Here is an 18,454-nt window from a genome sequence, read left to right as displayed (position 1 = left end):
GGGAAAGTTACTAACCGTTGGCATCTGCGACAAGGCTACCCACACCCTTCGGGAAGATCGCAACCTATCCGTGTCTGCGGATTCGATTTGCGATTAATCGTTGACCAGAAAGTCGCTAACCAGGTCGCAGCCGTTAACGAGGTCGAGCTAACGACTTGGCAACTTAGTGTCGCGACGCAAGGGGCTGTATCCCGGTCAACGGGGCAGTTCGGTCAGCGATTTGAAACCGCCTGACTACCTAGCGCTCAACTTCCACCCGGTAGCTGCGAAAGTAGGGGGATTATGCTCACTGTCCAGCAGTATGTGGCCGCGTTCAGTGACTTTCACACCGTCCAAGGAAATTCCACGTCCCGTGTAACGGGCATCGGTCGTGTAACGCCAACGGAGGGTGATTTGTGAGCTTTGCGACACCTCGGCGGCGACCTGCCACCAGGCCCGATGGCCATGCCCGCCGAGGCCGGTTTGGTCCCCCGCGGGGGCGCCCGGTCCGCTTGCACGCACAGTAATCGATTTCCAGGTGGCGCCGCCGTCGGTACTTGTTTCCAGGAAGAGCGAGTCCGACGGCCCTTCGGTGTCCACGAAGGTGTCGAAGTAGACCTTCAGCGGGCCACCACGGCTCTGTAACGGCGGCGTCGTGAGCGTGGCCGTGAAGACGTCCCCGGCGCCGCTGAACCACGCGTCGCGGCCGCGCACCGGGCGGACGGCCATCGCCTTCGCGAGCGAGCTCGCCCACGTCTCCCTGGCGAGGTTGATCGAGCCCCAGTTCCGCGTCGGGTGCACGCGGTTGGTGAGCAGGATCGCGAACGACCTCGACAGCGGGTCGATCACCAGCGAGGTCCCGGTGAACCCGGTGTGCCCGGCCGTCGAGGGCGCCGACAGCGCGCCCATGTACCAGGGCTGGTCGAGTTCGAAGCCGAGCCCGTGGGCGTTGTCGGGGAACTTGTGGTTGTAGTTCGTCAGCATCGCCCGGACGGTCTCCTGCCGCAGGATCCGGTGACCGCGGTACGCGCCGCCGTTGAGGATCGTCTGCGCCAGCACGGCCATGTCGCCGGCGGTGGAGAACACGCCCGCGTGCCCGGCGACGCCGCCCAGCGACCAGGCGTTCTCGTCGTGGACCTCACCGCGCACGAGACCCCGTGGTGGCTTCACCGCGTACTCGGTCGCCGCGACCCTGGCCAGTTTCGACGCCGGCGGGTTGTACCCGGTGTCGGCCAAGCCGAGCGGCCCGGCGATGCGGTCCTGGACGACCTTGTCCAGCGGTGCCCCGGCCAGCTTCTCGACCAGGAAGCCGAGCGTCAGCAGATTGATGTCGGAGTAGAGGTACGTGCTGCCCGGCGGGTTCTTCAGCGGGCTGTCGAGGACGGCCTTCCGGCGCGACGGGATGTCCGGGTAGCCCTCCCACAGCGACGGCAGCGGTGTCGCGGCGAAACCCGAGACGTGGGTGAGCAGCTGCTGGACGGTGACGGCCTCCTTGCCGTTCACCCCGAACTCCGGCAGGTACCGCACCACCGGCGCCGTGATGTCCAGCGCGCCCGACTCGGCCAGCTGCATCACCGCGACGGAGGTGAACAGCTTCGAGATCGAGGCCATGTCGAAGATGGTGTCCGCGCGCATCGGCACCTGCTGCTCCGGTGGCAGTTCGGTGCCGTTCGCGTCGGCGTAGCGGACGGCACCGCCGACGGCCTGGCGCTCGACGACAACGCCGTCGTGCGCGAGCAGGCCGACAGCGCCGGAGAAGTGCGGATGCCCTGTGGAGTCCGGCTTCGTCCAGCTCTCGACGAACCGTTCGGCCGCCTTGATCGGCTCCGGGTCGAGGCCGACCTCGGAGGGCGCGCCGTCCCGCAGGACGGTGGACGCGGGCGCGAAACCTGCGCGCGGCTTGTCGAACCGGCCCGCCGCGCGGTCTCCCTGTTCTCCGGTACCCGGAATCGCCTGTGCTCCCGCCGTCGACAGCGTGGTCGCCGCGACCAGCACGGAAACAGCCGCGATCAGGATCTTCCTAGCATGCAAGGCCGTTCCCTTCAGCGGTAAAGAAGATGGCGACGGCGTTTCCGGTCGAACTCGGCCAGCTCCGCCTGCCAGGACCCGACGATCTCGTCCGCCCCGGCGCCTTTGTCGATCATCGTGCGCAGCCTGTCGGAGCCGGAGAGCTTGTCGAGGAAGTTGTCGGGGCGCCACTTGAACTTGTCCGGGTGCACCTGTTTCGCGGTGACGAACATGGTGACCGCGGTGCGGATGGCGTCGAACGCCCGCGGGTCCGTGATCGTCACCTGCACACCGCCGCAGGGTTCGTTGACGAACTTGCCGAACGTCGGCACGAAGTACGTCTCGCGGAACTTCACCCCGGGAAGCCGGAGTTCGCCGAGCTTTTCGCGCCAGCGCCAGTCGAGGCCCGGCGCGCCGATGATCTCGAACGGCCTGGTGGTGCCGCGGCCTTCGGAGAACACGGTGCCCTCGAACATCCCGGTGCCGGGATAGACGAGCGCGGTGTCCGGCGTCGGCATGTTCGGGCTCGGCGGGATCCAGGTCAGCCCGGTGCGGTCGAAGAGCTGATCACGTCGCCAGTCGCGCACCTCGACGATTTCGAGCTTGCCCGGCGTGACGCCCTCGGCGGGCAGGAACTCGGCCGCGAAGAACCGCGCGAGCTCGCCGACGGTCATGCCGTGCTGCTGCACGATCGGCTTCCGGCCGACACCCGAGGCGTACGCCGGGTCCAGCATCGGCCCGGCGGCCTTGCCGCCCAGCGGGTTCGGCCGGTCCAGCACGACGACCGCCGCGCCGACCTTCGCCGCCGCGACCATCGCCGTGTACAGCGACCAGATGTAGGTGTAGAACCGCGCGCCGACGTCGGCGATGTCGAAGACGACGGTGTCGACGCCCGCCTTCGTGAACATCCCGGCGAGCTTCGTCGCGTCGGCGCCGTACGCGTCGTACACCGGCACGCCGGTGCGAGGGTCGGTGTAGTTGCCTTCGGAGCCACCCGCTTGCGCGCTGCCGCGGAAGCCGTGTTCCGGCCCGAAAGCGGCGAGCGGCCGAACCCCGGCGGCGACCATCGAGTCGACGATGTGGTCGCCGCTCGCCAGTACGCCGGTCGGGTTCGACAGCACACCGAGCTTGCGCCCGGCCAGCGCCGCCCAGCCGCGGGCGGCGAGCACGTCCGCTCCGGTCCGGGTGAGCGGGGGACCTTTGCTCTCGCTTTCCGGCTGCGCCCGCGCGACCGAGGAGCCCGCCGTCAGCGCGGGGACCGCGAGCGCGCCGGTGGCGAGGAAGTGGCGGCGGTTGAGGTTCACCAGGTCAGCCCGTGACCGAACGGGTACTTCACCGTGCCCACGTCCTTGCCGGCGGGGACGTCCACCGGCAGCTTGCCCTGCGGCTTCACCTTCCCGAGGATGACCTTCGCCAGCGCCTCGAGCGACGGCGTGATGTAGCCGTACGTCGCGAGCCACGTCTTGACCGGGTTTTCGTAACCGGCGTCGTAGGGGATCTGGGCGGCGACCGCGACCACGGGCTTCCCCGTGTCGGTCAGCGCCTGCAACAGCTTGCCCTGCAACGGATACGTGCCGACGTTGTTGGTCAGCACCACGACGAGGTCGACGTCCTTCGCCGCCGCGACGGCCTGCGCGATCTGCGCGTCCGTCGGGGTCTGACCGGTCTGCAGCGCGGTCGCCTGCGTTCCGTGCGCGGTGAGTTTCGAGGCCAGCGCTGTCGTCGTGCTCGCGCCCCAACCGGTGACGAGCGTCTTCGCGGGCTGCTGCTTGAGCGGCAGGACGCCGCCGTCGTTGCGGATCGCGGTGACCGACCGGTCGGCGATGCCCTGCGCGGTCGCGAGGTTGGCCGGGACGCCGACCTTCGACATCACCTTGGCCGGGTCGACGAACGGCGAGGTCAGGATGCCCCGGTTCAGCTTGAGTTTGAGCACCCGCAGGACACTCTCGTCGATGCGCCGCTCGGTCAGTTCACCCTTGCGGACAGCGTCGAGCACCGAGTTGATCGCGACTTCGAGGTTCACCGGCATGAGCAGCTGATCGATGCCGGCCTTGAGCGCGAGTACCGGGATCTCCGCGTCGGTGTGCATCGCGCGCACCGCGTCCATCTCGAGCGAGTCCGTGATGGCGACGCCGCGATAGCCCAGTTCTTCGCGCAGCTTGCCGGTGAGGATCGGCTTCGACAGCGTCGCGGGCTCGCCCGACGGGTCGAGGCTGGGGAACTGGATGTGCGCGCTCATGATCGAGTCGATGCCCGCCTTGATGGCGGCCTTGAACGGCGGCACGTCGGTCTCGCGCCAGCTGGCTTCGCTCCGGTCGATCCGGGGCAGTTCGAGGTGACTGTCCGTGGCCGCGTCGCCGTGGCCGGGGAAGTGCTTCGCGGCGGCGGACACCGTTTCGGAGCGCCGTCCGGAGTCTTGGAAACCCTTGACCTGGGCCCCGACGAACTGGCTCGCCAGATCCGGGCGGCCGGAGAAGGACCGGACGCCGATCACCGGGTTCGCCGGGTTCGAGTTCACGTCGGCGTCGGGGGCGAAGTCCTGGTTGATGCCGACGGCGCGCAGTTCGTGACCGAGGATCCGAGCGGCTTCCTGGGCGGCCTTGGTGTCACGGCCCGCCGAGATCGCCATCGCGTTCGGCAGTTCGGTGGCGGGGGCACCCATGCGGGTGACCGTGCCGCCTTCCTGGTCGGTCGCGATCTGCAACGGAATGCGGGCGCCGCTGCGGATGGCGGCCCGCTGGAGCCCGTTCGACAGCTTGGCGACCTGGACCGGGTCGTCGAAGTTGTCGCGGCTGGTGTTGTTGAAGTAGATGACACCACCCAGGTGGTACTTCTCGATCACCTGCGCGGGAGTGTCCACTCCGAAGTCGGCCTTGTTCTTGACGTTGACCTCGTCGGCGGTCTTGCCGTTCACCCACGTGACGAACAGCTGGCCGACCTTCTCCTCCAGAGTGAGCCCGCGCAGCGTCCGCTGAGCCTCCGCGTCCGCGGTCACCGGCTGAGCGGTCGCCGGAACACCCGCGACGGCCAGGGTGAGCAGACCCGCGAGGGGCAAGGCGAGCGCATGGATCCTCCGATGACGGGCGTGCGCGGTTCGGGTCGTCACCTCAAGCCTCCCAGATTCGTGCCTGACTCTCAGGTGGAAAGAAGTCCACCTGGAAGCACTGATATCCGGAAGCTACCCACGAGCACTTTGCTTGTCCATCGGCCAGGCTCGCGAACGGTCCGTTCATACACAAAGGGACGCGAACGGGCCTGTCACGCTTGAAAGCAGGGGTGTCATCGGGGCGTGACCGGGCCGGTCACGACGTGAAAAAGGGGTAAAACACTGGCGGCGCCCGTCGGCAAGAAGCCGGCGGGCGCCGCCAGTCAGTGCGGACCACTCGGGCGACCAAGCGTGCAACTCTGGTCGTACCTTCATGGACTCGGCGTCCGGCGTCCCGGTACGCAGTCCCTAGACGACGAGCCTCCCGCGGCGCGCTGCGCGTGGGTACCCGGTGTCCGCACACGGAGATTCGCCGGGGTGGAACAGGCTTCTCTTCTACCTGTTCCCTGGCCGACCGAACGTCCGCACCTACTTTCTACGCCGTGAGCCGGGTCACTTCAAGTGCGCAGACGGGTGCACCGGTACAGAGGCTCGATCTAGTGACACGGGTACCCTCCGCGACGGACAATTCGCCGCCCTGGCTGCGAAAACCGGCTCCGTACCGCCGTCCGGGTGCGCGTTCAGCGGGTGCGTTTGCGCCGGTTGTAGCCGTACCAGGTGGCGCCCGCGGCGACGGCGCCGAGCGCGACCAGGCCCGCCGACCGGGCCGGGATCCGGGTCCGCAAGGACATCGGATGTTCGAAGGCGAGGATCTCCCAGCCCTGTTCGGTCGCGTGCTTGCGCAGGACGCGGTCGGGGTTGACCGCGTGCGGCCGTCCGACGACCTCGAGGAGCGGGATGTCGGTGCTCGAGTCGGTGTACGCGTGGCACTGGGTGAGGTCGTAGCCATAGGTGGCCGCGAGTTCCTTCGCGGCGACGGCCTTGTTCTCGCCGTAGCAATAGAAATCGACTTCGCCCGAGTAGCGGCCGTCCACGATCTGCATCCGCGTGGCCACGCTGCGCGTCGCGCCGAGCATCTCGGCGACCGGGGCGACGACCTCTTCGCCGGTCGCCGACAGCACCACGACGTCGTGACCGTCCGCGCGGTGCGCTGAGATCAGTTCCGCCGCCTCCGCGTATACGAGCGGGTCGACGACGTCGTGCAGTGTTTCGCGGACGATCGCGGACACCTGCGCGACGTCCCATCCGGCGCACAGCGCGGAAACCTCGGCCCGCATGCGCTCGGTCTTCGCCGCGTCGGCGCCCGCGAGGGAGAAGACGAGCTGGGCGTACGCGCTGCGAAGGGCGGCTCGGCGGTTGATCAGGCCTTCGCGCAAAAGAGGTTTGCTGAAGGCCAGCGCGCTCGAGGACGCGATGATCGTCTTGTCGAGATCGAAGAACGCCGCGACAGGGCTCTGCGTCGTGCTGGGTTGGGCCACCCGCCAAGGATAGGAGAGCCGGACGGTCGCGCGCCCGTTGGTCGACCACGATCGGGATACGGCGGTGGAAAATTCACGACCGCACCCCCGATCCGGCGCGTCGTGCCGTTATCGAATTGTGGGTACGGAGGCCGCCCGCAACGGGCCGGTATCGGAGTTACAGTGAGATTGTCCGGTGTAGCACCGGACCCAGGTTCAGTCCGACCCCCCGGGGCTGAACCCCAGGCGGCCCTCGTCCCTCCCCCCTGGCGAGGGCCGCCTCCTAACTTCCCAACCCATCAATGGTTCAGACCTCATCGGTCGCGGAAACCTCGCTGGGGCAAGGCCGAACCGGCCGCTGTTCGTAAACTTTCTTTTCTCTCAACACTTTTCCTGCCCGGTTCGACCTGGAACGGTGCGGGCGCGCTCGGCGTGGAAAAGCCGGGAATCATGCCGGAAAGGGCCGACGGAAACGCCCGGAATCCGGTTTCCGGCGGCTGAGTTGTCCACAACACCCCAGTTGTCCACAGGTGGCGAGGAATGGTGTTGTGCGCGGCCGGATCCGGCGGGACCGTGGAGTCACCGCCCGAGTCCGACCGAATACCTGGGGGAGCCATGACCGAGGAACATCCGCTCGTCGTCGCCGGAGACGACATCCTGCTCGACGAGATCCTGCGTGTGGCGGCGGCCGCGGGCTGCGAGGTCGACCGCGCACCCGATCTGGACGCCGCTCGCGGGAGATGGGCCCGCGCGCCGCTCGTGGTGCTCGACGAAGAGGCCGCGAGAGCGCCGAACCGCCTGCTGCGGCGGAACAAGGTCCTGCTCGTCTGCAAGGGCGCGCCGACCCCGGTGACCTGGGAGCGTGCCTTCAACACCGGCTCGGAGAAGGTCCTTTCGCTGCCGGACGAGGAAGGCGACCTCATCGGCGAGTTCGCCGACGTCGTCGACGGCCCGGCGCGTGACGACGGCGTCGTCATCGGGGTCATCGGCGGGCGGGGTGGAGCCGGGGCCTCCGTGCTGGCGGCCGCCGTCGCGTACCGGGCGGAGAAATCCGGGAGCGGCGGGCTGCTCGTCGACTGCGATCCGCTCGGCGGCGGTGTCGACGTCCTCCTCGCCGCCGAACGCGATCGCGGGCCGCGCTGGCCGGAGCTCGACCTCGGCGGCAGGGTGTCCATGACGGCGTTGAGCGAAGCACTGCCGCGGAAAAGGTACGCGAGCGGCTCACTGTCCTTTGTGTCCTATGGAAGAGGAGGGCGCGGTCCGGGGCCGGACGCGATCGAGGGCGTGTTGTGCGCCGGACGGCGGGCGGGGCGGACGGTGGTCTGCGATCTGCCGAGGTATTTCGGCGCCGAAACATCCGCTGTGATCGGGCTGGCCGATCTGGTCGTGGTCGTCGTCCCCTCGGAACTCCGCGCCTGCGCGGCGGCGAAACAGGTCTTCGCCAGGCTCGAACCCCACGCGGCGCGGATCGGTGTCGCGGTCCGGGGTCCGTCGCCCGCCGGGCTGGTCCCGCAGGAGATCGCCGACGCCGTCGGTGCCCCGCTCATCACGTCGATGGGCCGCGAGCGGTCCCTTTCGGCCGCCCTCGATCGCGGCGAGTTCGTCCCGAGGCGTCGCGGACGTCTGGCCACGGCCGCCGCCGAGGTCCTCGCCGCCGCGCGCGGGGATCTGGCCGGTGCCTTGCGATGACCGACGAACTGGTCGAGCGGGTCCGGCGGCGGCTGGCCGGATCGGCCTTCCCGGCGGATCCGGTGAGCGTCGCGCGGGCCGTCCGCGCCGAAGCGGGCGGCGCGCTCGGTCAGGACGCGGTCCTCGGAGCGGTCCGGCTGGCCCGTGACGAGTTCGTCGGTGCCGGTCCGCTCGCGCCGCTTCTCGCGAAGCCCGGCGTCACCGACGTTCTCGTCACCGCTCCGGACGAGGTCTGGGTCGACACCGGCGGAGGTCCTGAAAAGACAGAAGTCCTTTTCGCGAACGAGGAAGCGGTCCGCAGACTGGCCGAGCGGCTCGCCCTCGCCGGCGGGCGGAGGCTGGACGACGCGCAACCGTTCGCCGACTGCTGGCTGCCGGGAGTGGGCCCGCCGGGACGGATCCGGATGCACGCCGTCCTCCCGCCGATCGCGCCCGCCGGGACAGCTCTCTCGCTCCGCGTCCTCCGGCCCGCCACCCACGACCTCGCCGAACTGCGGTTGCGCGGGGCGTTCGGCACCAGCGGCGCGAACCTGCTCGATTCGGTCATCCGGCGACGGCTCGCGTTCCTGGTCTCCGGCGGGACCGGAGCGGGCAAGACGACCTTGCTCTCCGCGCTGCTCGGCGCGGTGCCCCCGGGAGAACGCATCGTCTGCGTCGAGGACGCCGGCGAAGTCCAGCCGGACCATCCGCAGTTCGTCAGCCTGATCGCGCGCCCGGCCAACGTCGAAGGCGCGGGCGAAGTCGGCCTCGGTGAACTGGTGCGGCAGGCGTTGCGCATGCGCCCGGATCGCCTGGTCGTCGGCGAGGTGCGCGGCGGGGAGGTCTGCGCGCTGCTCAACGCGATGAACACCGGGCACGAGGGCGGGGCCTGCACCCTGCACGCCAATTCGACGGCGGAGGTCCCGGCGCGGATGGAGGCGCTGGCCGCGCTCGGCGGGCTGAAGCGGGACGCGCTGCACAGCCAGCTGACCGCGGCGGTGCGGGTGGTCCTGCACATGCGCCGCCTGCCGAGCGGGATCCGGCGGCTCGACGAGGTCGGCGTCCTTCGGTCACTGCGAGGCGAGGCCAGCGTCGTCCCGGTCTGGAGCCAGGGCAACTGGATCGGCGACGAGACACCCTTCGAGGAGATGGCGGCATGAACCCCTGGTTCCTCCTCTCCTGTGGCGCGGGGCTGGCCTGCTGGCCGAGGCCGTCGGTGCGCACTCCGTTCGCCTGGCGCCTACCTCAGGCCGTTCGCGCGGGCTGGTGGCCGCTGCCCGCGTTATGCGTCCTGCCGCTCCTCGGGCTCGGCTGGGCACTGGCGACGATGGTGCTCACCTTGACCGTCCGGCAGGAGCACCGGTTCCGGGCACGGGCGAAGGCGGCGCTGGCCGAAGCCGGGCTCACCGCCTCCGTGCTGCGGACGATGACCGGCGAACTCCGGGCGGGCGCCCATCCGGTGGCGGCGGCCGAGGCCGTCGCGGAAGCGGTGCCCGCGGCGTCCGGACGGTTGCGCGGGCTGATCGCGGCCGCCCGGCTCGGCGGCGGGACGGCCGATCCGGACGCGCCACCGGCGCTGGTGAACGCGTGGGCACTCGCGGGCCGGTACGGGCTTCCGATGGCCGACGTGCTCGACGCCGCGCGACGGGACGCCGACGCGGAGATCGGCTTCCGGCGTCGTCTCAAGGCCAAGATGGCTGGTCCGAGGGCGAGCGCCGCCGTGCTCGCCGTCCTCCCTCTGCTCTGTCTGGCGCTCGGTGAGGCGATGGGTGCGAGCCCGGTCCGCGTTCTCTCCGGGACAGGAGCCGGCCAGTCGCTGCTCGTTGTGGGGAGCGGGCTGATCTGGGCGGGGACAGCCTGGTGCCGGGCACTCACCGGGCGGGTGGCGCCGTGCTGACCGGGGCGGCGCTGATCCTGCTGGGCGCTGCCGCCTGCTGCTGGCCACGCGTCAGTACTGGGTCGGTCGCACGGCCAGGACGTCTCCTCACCTGGCTTCGGGAACGGGCCGCCCGGGACAAAGGTGTCTCCGAACTTCTCCGGTCCGCGGCCACCCTCGACCTGCTGGCCGCCTGCCTGACGGGCGGGCTGCCGGTGTCCGTCGCGCTCGAAGCCGTCGTGCCGACGGCGTCACCGGAGACCGCTGTAGCCCTGCGCGCGGTGGCGTCGCGTCTCGCCGTGGGCGTCGGACCGGCCGAAGCCTGGGCGCCGGTCCGCGACCGGCCCGGCCTGACCGAACTGGCCGTCGCCGCCGTCCGCACGGCGAGGGCGGGCACCGCGCTCGCGACGCACGCGAAGGACCTCGCTCAAAGGCTGCGCGAGTCGCTCTCCGCCGAAGCCGAGGAACGCGCCGAACGGGCCGGAGTGCTGCTGGCGGCACCGATCGGTCTCTGCTTCCTGCCCGCGTTCCTCTGTCTCGGTGTCCTGCCCGTCGTGCTCGGCCTCGCGGGTCGTCTCGACGGCCTCCTCTGATCGAAAGGCGAACCCATGAGCAAGCTCCCCACCTTCCGCGAAGACGACGGCATGGCGACGGTCGAATACGCCATCGCCACCTTGGCCGCCGCCGCGCTGGCCGGCGTCTTTTACCTGGTCGTCAACAGCGAGGCCGTCGTCGCCGGGCTCACCGCGCTCATCGAGCGGGCCCTGTCGGTGAAGTTCTGATGCCCGGCGAAGACCGCGGATCCGTCACCGTGGAGGCCGCGCTCGGCATCGGCGCGCTCACCTTCGTCGCGGCCCTGCTGTTCGCCGGGATCGGCGTCGCCACCGATCAGCTCCGCTGCACCGACGCCGCCCGCGAGGCCGCCCGGCTCCTCGCCCGTGGCCAGCCCGCCCGTGCCGAACAGGCGGTGCGGGAGATCGCGCCACCAGGCGCGCGGCTGGACGTCGTCCGCGAAGGCGACACCATCACCGCCGCTGTCGAGGCCGAACCGGTGGCCGGGCTGCTGCCGGGTATCCGGCTGCGTTCTCACGCCTTCGCGATGGCCGAGCCGGGCGGCGGGCCGTGAGCGGGGACGATCGCGGCGTCGCGACCGTGTGGGCAGCCTCGATCGTCGCCGTCCTGATCTGCGTGGCGGCGTTCACCTTCCGGATCGGCGCCGCCGTCACGGCCCGGCACCACACCGAGGCCGCCGCCGATCTGGCGGCACTCGCCGCGGCCTCGTCCGCGGCGGACGGTCCCGGCGCGGCCTGCGAACGGGCGCGGCAGGTCGCCGCCCGGATGTCGGTCTCGCTGCTGACCTGCCGATGGGTGCGAGGCGACGCCCTGGTCGAAGTGCGGTCAGAGCTGTCGGGACACCTCGCGTCCGTCGGACAGGCCGAGGCACGCGCCAGAGCGGGCCCGGTCGACCGGCCACCGTGACGGGCGTCGCACGGTGAACGGTCGACCGGCGGTGACCGGCCTTTCGTACGGGTGAGTAACCGCCGAGCGCGAGCAGCGGTCGTTGACGCGCGGCGAGCGGTCGAAGTCATGATCAGCGCTCCGCCGAACGGTCGCCTACCGCCGGTCGTGAGCATGGTCACAGGGGGGAGGATGCCCAGCTCGGCTGCGACGAACGGCCCCGGACCGGTCGCGCACGGCCGTTAATCGGACGTCCGGCCTTCGGTCCGTCCTGTCGCACTACCGCGCGTTCATCGCTAAGTAACCGCCGGTTGTCGCGTGAGGTCTTCTCCCGATGTGCAACTTGCCGTTTATTGAGATGTGCACCACCTCGAGAAGGTCGCCGGGTGGCAGCAGAGCAGGACCACACAGGACAGAGTTGACCTGAGGCAGGGACAGTAATGTTGGACGCGAATTGGCCGGACAGCTGGCGAGGCGCCTTCCGTATCGAGATGCGGGCGGAGGCGATCGGCCTCGCATGGCGTGGCTGGCCGGTGCTCCCGGGTGCCGAGCCCGCCGCGATCACCGCGGAAGGTGACGACCTCACCTGGCGGCGTCCCGTCCCTGCCCAGGACAACTGGCGTGAACTGGTCGAAACCCACCCGCACGAGGTCGCCACCTGGTTCGGCGACGACACGCACAGCCTGCTCGTGGCCACCGGCACCGTGCTGGACGCCATCGAGGTCGACGACGAGCTCGGCAAGGCCGCCGCCCGTCTGCTGCGCGCCACCGGTCACCCGGCGCCGATCGTCGCGATGCCGAACGGCCGCTGGCTGTTCCTGACCACCGCCGCCGCGAGCATCCCGCGGGAACTGGCCGAGCATGCCTCGATCCAGTGGCACGGCGCGAACGACTACATCCCGCTGCCCCCGTCGCCGTTCCAGCACGGTGTCGTGCACTGGCGGGTCAAGCCCGAGGTCTGGGGCTGGCAGCTGCCCGAGGCCGCCGAGGTGCACGACGTGCTCGTCCGTGCGCTGGCCGGAGACCAGGCCGCCGCCCCCGTGGCGAGCCTGACCACCGCCGCCTGATCAACCCACGATTCACCCCACAATTTCAAAGCTCCAAGTGGCCTGACTGGGACCCGTGCTGACGCAACGCCCCGAGCACGGTGTCCAGAACGGCCACTGCCCCCGCCTTGTCCAGCGGATCGTTGCCGTTCCCGCACTTCGGCGACTGGACGCAGGACGGGCAGCCGGCCGGGCACTCGCAGGAAACGATCGCCTCCCGCGTTGCGGCCAGCCAAGGGACAATTGCGGCAAACCCGCGATCGGCGAATCCCGCACCCCCGGGATGGCCATCGTGCACGAACACCGTCGCCTCCCCGGTGTCCTCGTGCCACGCGGTAGACACCCCGCCAATGTCCCAGCGGTCGCAAGTAGCGAACAGCGGTAGCAGGCCGATCGCCGCGTGCTCGGCGGCATGCAGGGCACCGGGGACGCGCGCCGGATCCAACTCGGCGCTCGTCCCCGGTGCTCCGCCAAGTTCCCTGGTCCCCACACTGGAGCCTCCGGTCCCCACCGGCTCCAGAACTTCGGTCCCCCGCCGATGGCCCCCGGTCCCCGCCACGCCATCGGAAACCCCGGAGCTATCGGAGTCACCGGAGCTGTCGGAACAGCCGAGCAGCTCCGCCGAGATCGTGTACCAGACGGCGCGGGTGTGCAGGCTCTGCTCCGGCAGGTCCAGCGGAGTCTGGTCCAGCACCTCACCCGACGGACGTCTCCGCAGGTAGCCGACCACTTGCGAACTCACCGAAACCTCGCCGAGGTTCACCGTGATCCCGCCGTGCACCTGGCGCTCTTCGGTGCGCAGCACACTGATGTCGACGATCTCGCGTGGTGACGTGGTCCAGTCCGGATCCTCCGCGTGCACCAGGGCGAGCCCGGTCTCCAGATCCAGTTCGTCCACCACGTAGGACGAACCCTGGTGCAGGTACACCGCGCCGGGATGCACCGCGTAGCAGGCGGAACCCGGGTCGACCGTGCCGAGCATGCGCCCGGAATCGGCTTCCACCACGGCGATCTGCTCGCCGCCGGAACCGCGGATGCCGACCTCGGCGTGCGGCCGGTCGCGCGAAGTCCAGTACCAGCCGCTCGTGCGGCGCCGGACGATCTTCTCCTTGACCAGATCGGCGAGCACGGCACGCGCCGCGTCACCGCCGAAGGCCGTGACCTCCGGTTCGGTCAGCGGGAGTTCGGCGATGGCGCAGGCCAGCTGTGGCCCCAGCACATACGGATTCGACGGGTCGAGGACGGCGGCTTCCACCGGCCTGTCCAGGATCGCGGCCGGATGGTGCACGAGATAGGTGTCCAGCGGATCATCACGGGCCACGAACACGACCAAAGCCGAGTCGCCCGCGCGCCCGGCCCGGCCCGCCTGCTGCCAGAACGACGCGAGCGTTCCCGGGTAACCGGCCAGCACCACCGCGTCCAGCCCGGCGATGTCGACGCCGAGTTCGAGCGCGTTCGTCGTCGCCACCCCGAGCAACCGCCCGGACTGCAACGCCGCTTCGAGAGCGCGCCGCTCCTCCGGCAGGTACCCGGATCGGTACGCGGCGACGGATTCCGCCAGTGCACCGTCCACTTCGGACAGAATCCGCCGCGCGCCGATCGCCGTCAGCTCCGCGCCTCGCCGCGACCGGACGAACGCCAGCGAGCGAGCGCCCTCGATGACCAGTTCGGCGAGGATCCGTGAAGCCTCGGCGCCTGCCGAGCGCCGTACCGGTGCCCCGTTCTCGCCCGAAATCTCCGACAGCAGCGGGGGTTCCCACAGCGCGACCGTGCGGGCGCCGCGAGGCGAGCCGTCCTCGGTGACCGGGACACAGTCCTGCCCGGAGAGTTTCGCGGCGAACGCCGCCGGGTCCGCCGTCGTCGCGGACGCGAGAACGAAGACCGGCGAAGCGCCGTAGTACGCCGCGACCCTTCGCAACCTGCGCAGCAGCAGCGCCACGTGGGAACCGAAGACGCCGCGATAACTGTGGCATTCGTCGACGACGACGAACGAGAGCCGCCGGAAGAACCGGGACCAGCGCGCGTGCGACGAGAGGATCCCGCGGTGCAGCATGTCCGGGTTCGTGAACACCCAGTTCGCGTGCGCGCGGACCCAGTCTCGCTCCTCCATCGGGGTGTCACCGTCGAACGACGCCGCTCGCGCCTTCTTGATGTCCAAAGAGGAAACGGCGCGCAGCTGATCGGCGCCGAGCGCTTTGGTCGGGGACAGGTACAGCGCCGAAGACCGCTCGTCCTCGACCAGCGCCGAGAGCACCGGTAACTGGTACGCGAGCGACTTGCCCGAAGCCGTCCCGGTGGAGATCACGACGTGCCGGCCCGCATGGACCAGCGACGCGGCTTCCGCCTGATGCCGCCACGGCGCCTCGACCCCGCCCGCCCCCATCGCCTCGACGACTTCGGCCGACACCCACTCCGGCCAGTCCACCGAATCCGCCGCGCGGGCGGGCAGTTCGGCCACATGCGTGACCGGGTACAGCGAAGCCGGGATTCCCGCCGTCGCGCGGTCGAGAAGCCGCCGTCCCTTACCGGATTCCGCCGTGCCGTCCACCTTCGGAAGCTTCGCACAACGCACCGACAGAAACGGGCCGCCGCCGGGGGCGAACGGACGCCGGAAGGGGGCCGCGGATGATCGATACAGTGATCAGACTCACAAGGTAACGGAACGTGCGGTGGCAGGGACGCCTTGCCGTCCGCCATCCCACTACCAATACACTCCCGCAATCCACACCGTCTGTGGCGAGCGTCATGTGAGACGTACCTTGCAGTGCGACTAGCGTGACATTCGGTTCAGATCCCCATGCCAACGCACGGGCCGCCGGTCCCATCGGCGGATCGTCGTTGGCCAACGGCGACGTCTCCAGGAGGACGAATGTCCCGGCAGTTCCTCGCGGCGGGCGAACTCACGCTCACCGGAGGTGGTTACACCATTGTCGGTGTAATCGCCGTGGTCGCCCTTGCCGCACTGGTCATCGGCTACGTACTGCTCAAGGAGGTGCTGGCCGCGGGCCAGGGCACCTCCAAGATGCAGGACATCGCGAAGGCAGTGCAGGAAGGCGCGGCTGCCTACCTGAAACGGCAGCGCAACACCCTCGTGATCTTCGGGGGAATCGTGTTCGTGCTGCTCTTCGCTTTGCCGGCCGATGACTGGAACGAGAAGATCGGCAGGTCGCTCTTCTTCCTGGTCGGCGCGGGCTTCTCCTTCGCGATCGGCTATCTCGGCATGTGGCTGGCGACGCAGGCGAACCTGCGCGTCGCGGCCGCCTCGCGGGAGCCCGGCGGCCGTGAAAAGGCGATGCGCCTCGCGTTCCGCACCGGTGGCGTCGTCGGCATGATCACCGTCGGCCTCGGCCTCTTCGGTGCCGCGGTGGTCGTCCTGGTTTACACCGGACAGGCCCCGAAGGTGTTGGAGGGCTTCGGTTTCGGTGCCGCGCTGATCGCGATGTTCATGCGTGTCGGCGGCGGTATCTTCACGAAGGCCGCCGACGTCGGCGCCGACCTGGTCGGCAAGGTCGAGCAGGGCATCCCCGAGGACGACCCGCGCAACGCGGCCACCATCGCCGACAACGTCGGTGACAACGTGGGCGACTGCGCCGGGATGGCGGCGGACCTCTTCGAGTCGTACGCGGTCATGCTCGTGGCGGCGCTGATCCTGGGCAGCACCGCCTTCGGCGTGCACGGCCTGATCTTCCCGCTCATCGTTCCCGCCATCGGCGTGATCACCGCGGTCATCGGTGTCTACATCACCAAGGCCAAGGCGAGCGAAGGCGGTCTGGTCACGATCAACCGCTCGTTCTACATCTCCGCGGCGATTTCCGCGGTGCTCTCGACGATCGCGGCGTTCGTCTACCTGCCCGGTTCGTTCTCCGAGCTGACCAGCGGTGCCACGAGCGAGCCCGGCAGCCCGGCTGTCATCGCGACCATCTCGGTGATCATCGGCATCGTGCTCGCGGCGATCATCCTCAAGCTCACCGGCTACTACACCGGCACCGAGCACAAGCCGGTCAAGGAAGTCGGCAAGTCCTCGGAAACCGGTGCGGCGACGGTGATCCTGGCCGGTATCTCGGTCGGGTTCGAGTCCGCGGTGTACACCGCCCTGGTCATCAGCGCGGCCGTCTTCGGCGCGTACCTGCTCGGTGGCGGCGTCGCGCTGTTCGCCGTGGCGCTGGCCGGTACCGGTCTGCTCACCACCGTCGGCGTCATCGTCGCCATGGACACCTTCGGCCCGATTTCGGACAACGCGCAGGGCATCGCCGAGATGTCGGGCGACGTCGACGAAGACGCCGCGCAGATCCTCACCGAGCTCGACGCGGTCGGCAACACCACCAAGGCCATCACCAAGGGCATCGCGATCGCCACGGCGGTCCTCGCGGCGACGGCGCTGTTCGGGTCCTATCAGGACGCGATCAGCAAGGCGCTGAAGTCGATCCCGGAGGCGGCGGAAGCCAGCACGAGCGCGCTGAACTTCTTCGTGAACTCGGTGGTCAGCCCGAACACCCTGGTCGGCGTGATCGTCGGCGCGGCGGTCGTGTTCATGTTCTCCGGTCTCGCGGTCAACGCGGTGTCCCGGGCCGCCGGCGCGGTCGTCTACGAAGTGCGCCGCCAGTTCCGCGACATCCCGGGGATCATGGAGGGCACCACCCGTCCCGAGTACGGCCGCGTCGTCGACATCGTCACGCGTGACTCGCTGCGTGAGCTGACCACACCCGGTCTGCTCGCGGTCTTCGCCCCGATCGCGGTCGGCTTCGGCCTCGGCACCGGCGCGCTCGCCGGTTACCTGGCCGGTGCGATCGCGTCCGGCACCCTGATGGCGATCTTCCTCGCCAACTCCGGTGGCGCCTGGGACAACGCGAAGAAGCTCGTGGAAGACGGAAGCCACGGTGGCAAGGGTTCCGCCGGGCACGAGGCCACCATCATCGGTGACACCGTGGGCGACCCGTTCAAGGACACCGCCGGTCCGGCGATCAACCCGCTGATCAAGGTGATGAACCTGGTGTCGGTGCTGATCGCCCCGGCGATCGTGCAGTTCTCGATCGGCGCGGACGCCAACGTCGGCGTCCGGGTCGGGATCTCGCTGGTCGCCGTCGCGATCATCGTGGCCGCGATCGTCGTTTCCAAGCGTCGCGCGTCGGTCCTTTCCGACACCCCCGCGGAAGCGAAGGCATAACGCCGTAAAAGCAGTAACCCACTGGGCCCGCCACGTTTCCCGTGGCGGGCCCAGTGCGGTGTCCTGGCAGGTTAATCTCTGCGCGTCACACTGATCCTGATCCGGGGGAGTCCCTGTAATGAGGCGTTCGTTCGCGCTTTTCGCCGCCGCTTTCCTGCTGGCCGGTTGCGGTGGTGCCGAGAAGACCGCGACCGCCCCGCCTCCTTCTCCCGCACCCGTCGCGGGCGGCTCTTGGATGGACGGCTTTTGCGGCTCGCTGATCGACTTCGCCAAGATCGGCGACTTCAGGATGCCCGACTTCGAGCAGGACGACCCCGCGAACGCCCGCAACGCGATGGACGAGGCCTTCGGGGTGTTCGCGCCCGGTTTCGACAACGCCGTCACCGGCCTGAAAGGGCTCGGTCAGGCGCCGAGCGCGGAAGCCGAGAGCGCGCGCAAAAGCATCGTCGACGCGCTGACACCGATCCGGGACCAGGTCGTCGCCGCGAAGGCGAAACTCGACGCCGCGCCGAAGGACGACAAAAAGGCCACGGCGGAGGCCGCGATCGCGTTCCGGCGAATCGGGTCAGACATCAACGACATGCCCGACCCGTTCCAACAGCTGGAAACGAACGCTTCGTTGAAGAACTTGGCCGGACAGGCCCCGAACTGCAAGAAGTTGCCCGCCTGACCATTCTTTTCCGCCGTGTCGATCGCCCGGCGATTTGCATTGCCCCCCGGTATCGGTACCGTCGGGGGCCAGCTGGGAAGTCG

At 69.6% G+C, this 18,454-nt stretch carries 15 protein-coding genes; 10 read left to right on the top strand and 5 right to left on the bottom strand.

Features of this window, described 5'->3' with window-relative positions; all coding sequences use genetic code 11:
• Positions 1–234: 234 nt before the first annotated feature.
• The 4 genes from ACZ6YV_RS25590 to ACZ6YV_RS25575 all read right to left on the bottom strand — a co-directional run bounded on the left by ACZ6YV_RS25590 (position 235) and on the right by ACZ6YV_RS25575 (position 6,510).
• Complete coding sequence (locus tag ACZ6YV_RS25590) at positions 235–2,010, bottom strand: serine hydrolase domain-containing protein (protein ID WP_465512025.1); 1,776 nt, start codon at positions 2,008–2,010, stop codon at positions 235–237.
• Positions 2,011–2,021: 11 nt separating this feature from the next.
• A complete protein-coding gene (locus ACZ6YV_RS25585) occupies positions 2,022–3,290 on the bottom strand; it encodes an exo-beta-N-acetylmuramidase NamZ family protein (protein WP_465512024.1) in 1,269 nt (422 codons plus the stop codon).
• A complete protein-coding gene (locus ACZ6YV_RS25580; RefSeq protein WP_465512023.1) occupies positions 3,287–5,092 on the bottom strand; it encodes a glycoside hydrolase family 3 protein in 1,806 nt (601 codons plus the stop codon). The genes ACZ6YV_RS25585 and ACZ6YV_RS25580 overlap by 4 nt, the downstream gene beginning before the upstream one ends.
• A 620-nt stretch (positions 5,093–5,712) precedes the next feature.
• Positions 5,713–6,510, bottom strand: coding sequence for an HAD family hydrolase (locus ACZ6YV_RS25575; protein ID WP_378245016.1), 798 nt, complete (start codon positions 6,508–6,510; stop codon positions 5,713–5,715).
• 594 nt (positions 6,511–7,104) lie between these two features.
• On the opposite strand from ACZ6YV_RS25575, the gene ssd reads away from it, so the two are divergent.
• From ssd to ACZ6YV_RS25535, 8 genes are all read left to right on the top strand, one after another.
• A complete protein-coding gene (ssd, locus tag ACZ6YV_RS25570; RefSeq protein WP_465512022.1) occupies positions 7,105–8,178 on the top strand; it encodes a septum site-determining protein Ssd in 1,074 nt (357 codons plus the stop codon).
• Positions 8,175–9,317, top strand: coding sequence for a TadA family conjugal transfer-associated ATPase (locus ACZ6YV_RS25565; RefSeq protein WP_465512021.1), 1,143 nt, complete (start codon positions 8,175–8,177; stop codon positions 9,315–9,317). The genes ssd and ACZ6YV_RS25565 overlap by 4 nt, the downstream gene beginning before the upstream one ends.
• Positions 9,314–10,054: a type II secretion system F family protein gene (locus ACZ6YV_RS25560; protein ID WP_465512020.1), complete on the top strand. Its 741-nt coding sequence runs from the start codon at positions 9,314–9,316 to the stop codon at positions 10,052–10,054. Before ACZ6YV_RS25565 ends, ACZ6YV_RS25560 begins: the two co-directional genes overlap by 4 nt.
• On the top strand, positions 10,018–10,626 hold the full coding sequence (locus ACZ6YV_RS25555; RefSeq protein ID WP_465512019.1) for a type II secretion system F family protein: 609 nt from the start codon (positions 10,018–10,020) through the stop codon (positions 10,624–10,626). Before ACZ6YV_RS25560 ends, ACZ6YV_RS25555 begins: the two co-directional genes overlap by 37 nt.
• Before the next feature lie 15 nt (positions 10,627–10,641).
• Positions 10,642–10,815 (top strand): DUF4244 domain-containing protein, encoded by a 174-nt coding sequence (locus tag ACZ6YV_RS25550; protein ID WP_465512018.1) that lies wholly within the window; start codon positions 10,642–10,644, stop codon positions 10,813–10,815.
• Positions 10,815–11,159 (top strand): TadE family type IV pilus minor pilin, encoded by a 345-nt coding sequence (locus ACZ6YV_RS25545; protein ID WP_465512017.1) that lies wholly within the window; start codon positions 10,815–10,817, stop codon positions 11,157–11,159. The genes ACZ6YV_RS25550 and ACZ6YV_RS25545 overlap by 1 nt, the downstream gene beginning before the upstream one ends.
• On the top strand, positions 11,156–11,512 hold the full coding sequence (locus ACZ6YV_RS25540) for an Rv3654c family TadE-like protein (protein ID WP_465512016.1): 357 nt from the start codon (positions 11,156–11,158) through the stop codon (positions 11,510–11,512). Before ACZ6YV_RS25545 ends, ACZ6YV_RS25540 begins: the two co-directional genes overlap by 4 nt.
• A 419-nt stretch (positions 11,513–11,931) precedes the next feature.
• Positions 11,932–12,558, top strand: a complete 627-nt coding sequence (locus ACZ6YV_RS25535) for a bifunctional DNA primase/polymerase (protein WP_465512015.1) — start codon at positions 11,932–11,934, stop codon at positions 12,556–12,558.
• A gap of 25 nt (positions 12,559–12,583) precedes the next feature.
• Here ACZ6YV_RS25535 and ACZ6YV_RS25530 read toward each other — a convergent pair whose 3' ends face one another.
• Positions 12,584–15,085, bottom strand: a complete 2,502-nt coding sequence (locus ACZ6YV_RS25530; protein ID WP_465512014.1) for a DEAD/DEAH box helicase — start codon at positions 15,083–15,085, stop codon at positions 12,584–12,586.
• A gap of 321 nt (positions 15,086–15,406) precedes the next feature.
• On the opposite strand from ACZ6YV_RS25530, the gene ACZ6YV_RS25525 reads away from it, so the two are divergent.
• The gene (locus tag ACZ6YV_RS25525) at positions 15,407–17,701 is read left to right on the top strand and encodes a sodium-translocating pyrophosphatase (RefSeq protein ID WP_465512013.1); all 2,295 of its coding nucleotides are present in this window, start codon (positions 15,407–15,409) and stop codon (positions 17,699–17,701) included.
• A gap of 118 nt (positions 17,702–17,819) precedes the next feature.
• Positions 17,820–18,371, top strand: a complete 552-nt coding sequence (locus ACZ6YV_RS25520; protein WP_465512012.1) for a hypothetical protein — start codon at positions 17,820–17,822, stop codon at positions 18,369–18,371.
• The last annotated feature ends 83 nt before the right edge of the window (positions 18,372–18,454 follow it).

The organism is Amycolatopsis sp. NPDC102522, assembly GCF_055584485.1.
This window is presented reverse-complemented; position numbering and strand designations above follow the sequence as displayed.

Bases quoted from the DNA above. Each gene is read 5' to 3' on its own strand.
- ssd (WP_465512022.1), top strand. From the start codon at position 7,105: ATGACCGAGGAACATCCGCTCGTCGTCGCCGGAGACGACATCCTGCTC.
- ACZ6YV_RS25565 (WP_465512021.1), top strand. From the start codon at position 8,175: ATGACCGACGAACTGGTCGAGCGGGTCCGGCGGCGGCTGGCCGGATCG.
- ACZ6YV_RS25560 (WP_465512020.1), top strand. From the start codon at position 9,314: ATGAACCCCTGGTTCCTCCTCTCCTGTGGCGCGGGGCTGGCCTGCTGG.
- ACZ6YV_RS25550 (WP_465512018.1), top strand. From the start codon at position 10,642: ATGAGCAAGCTCCCCACCTTCCGCGAAGACGACGGCATGGCGACGGTC.
- ACZ6YV_RS25545 (WP_465512017.1), top strand. From the start codon at position 10,815: ATGCCCGGCGAAGACCGCGGATCCGTCACCGTGGAGGCCGCGCTCGGC.
- ACZ6YV_RS25535 (WP_465512015.1), top strand. From the start codon at position 11,932: ATGTTGGACGCGAATTGGCCGGACAGCTGGCGAGGCGCCTTCCGTATC.
- ACZ6YV_RS25525 (WP_465512013.1), top strand. From the start codon at position 15,407: ATGTCCCGGCAGTTCCTCGCGGCGGGCGAACTCACGCTCACCGGAGGT.
- ACZ6YV_RS25520 (WP_465512012.1), top strand. From the start codon at position 17,820: ATGAGGCGTTCGTTCGCGCTTTTCGCCGCCGCTTTCCTGCTGGCCGGT.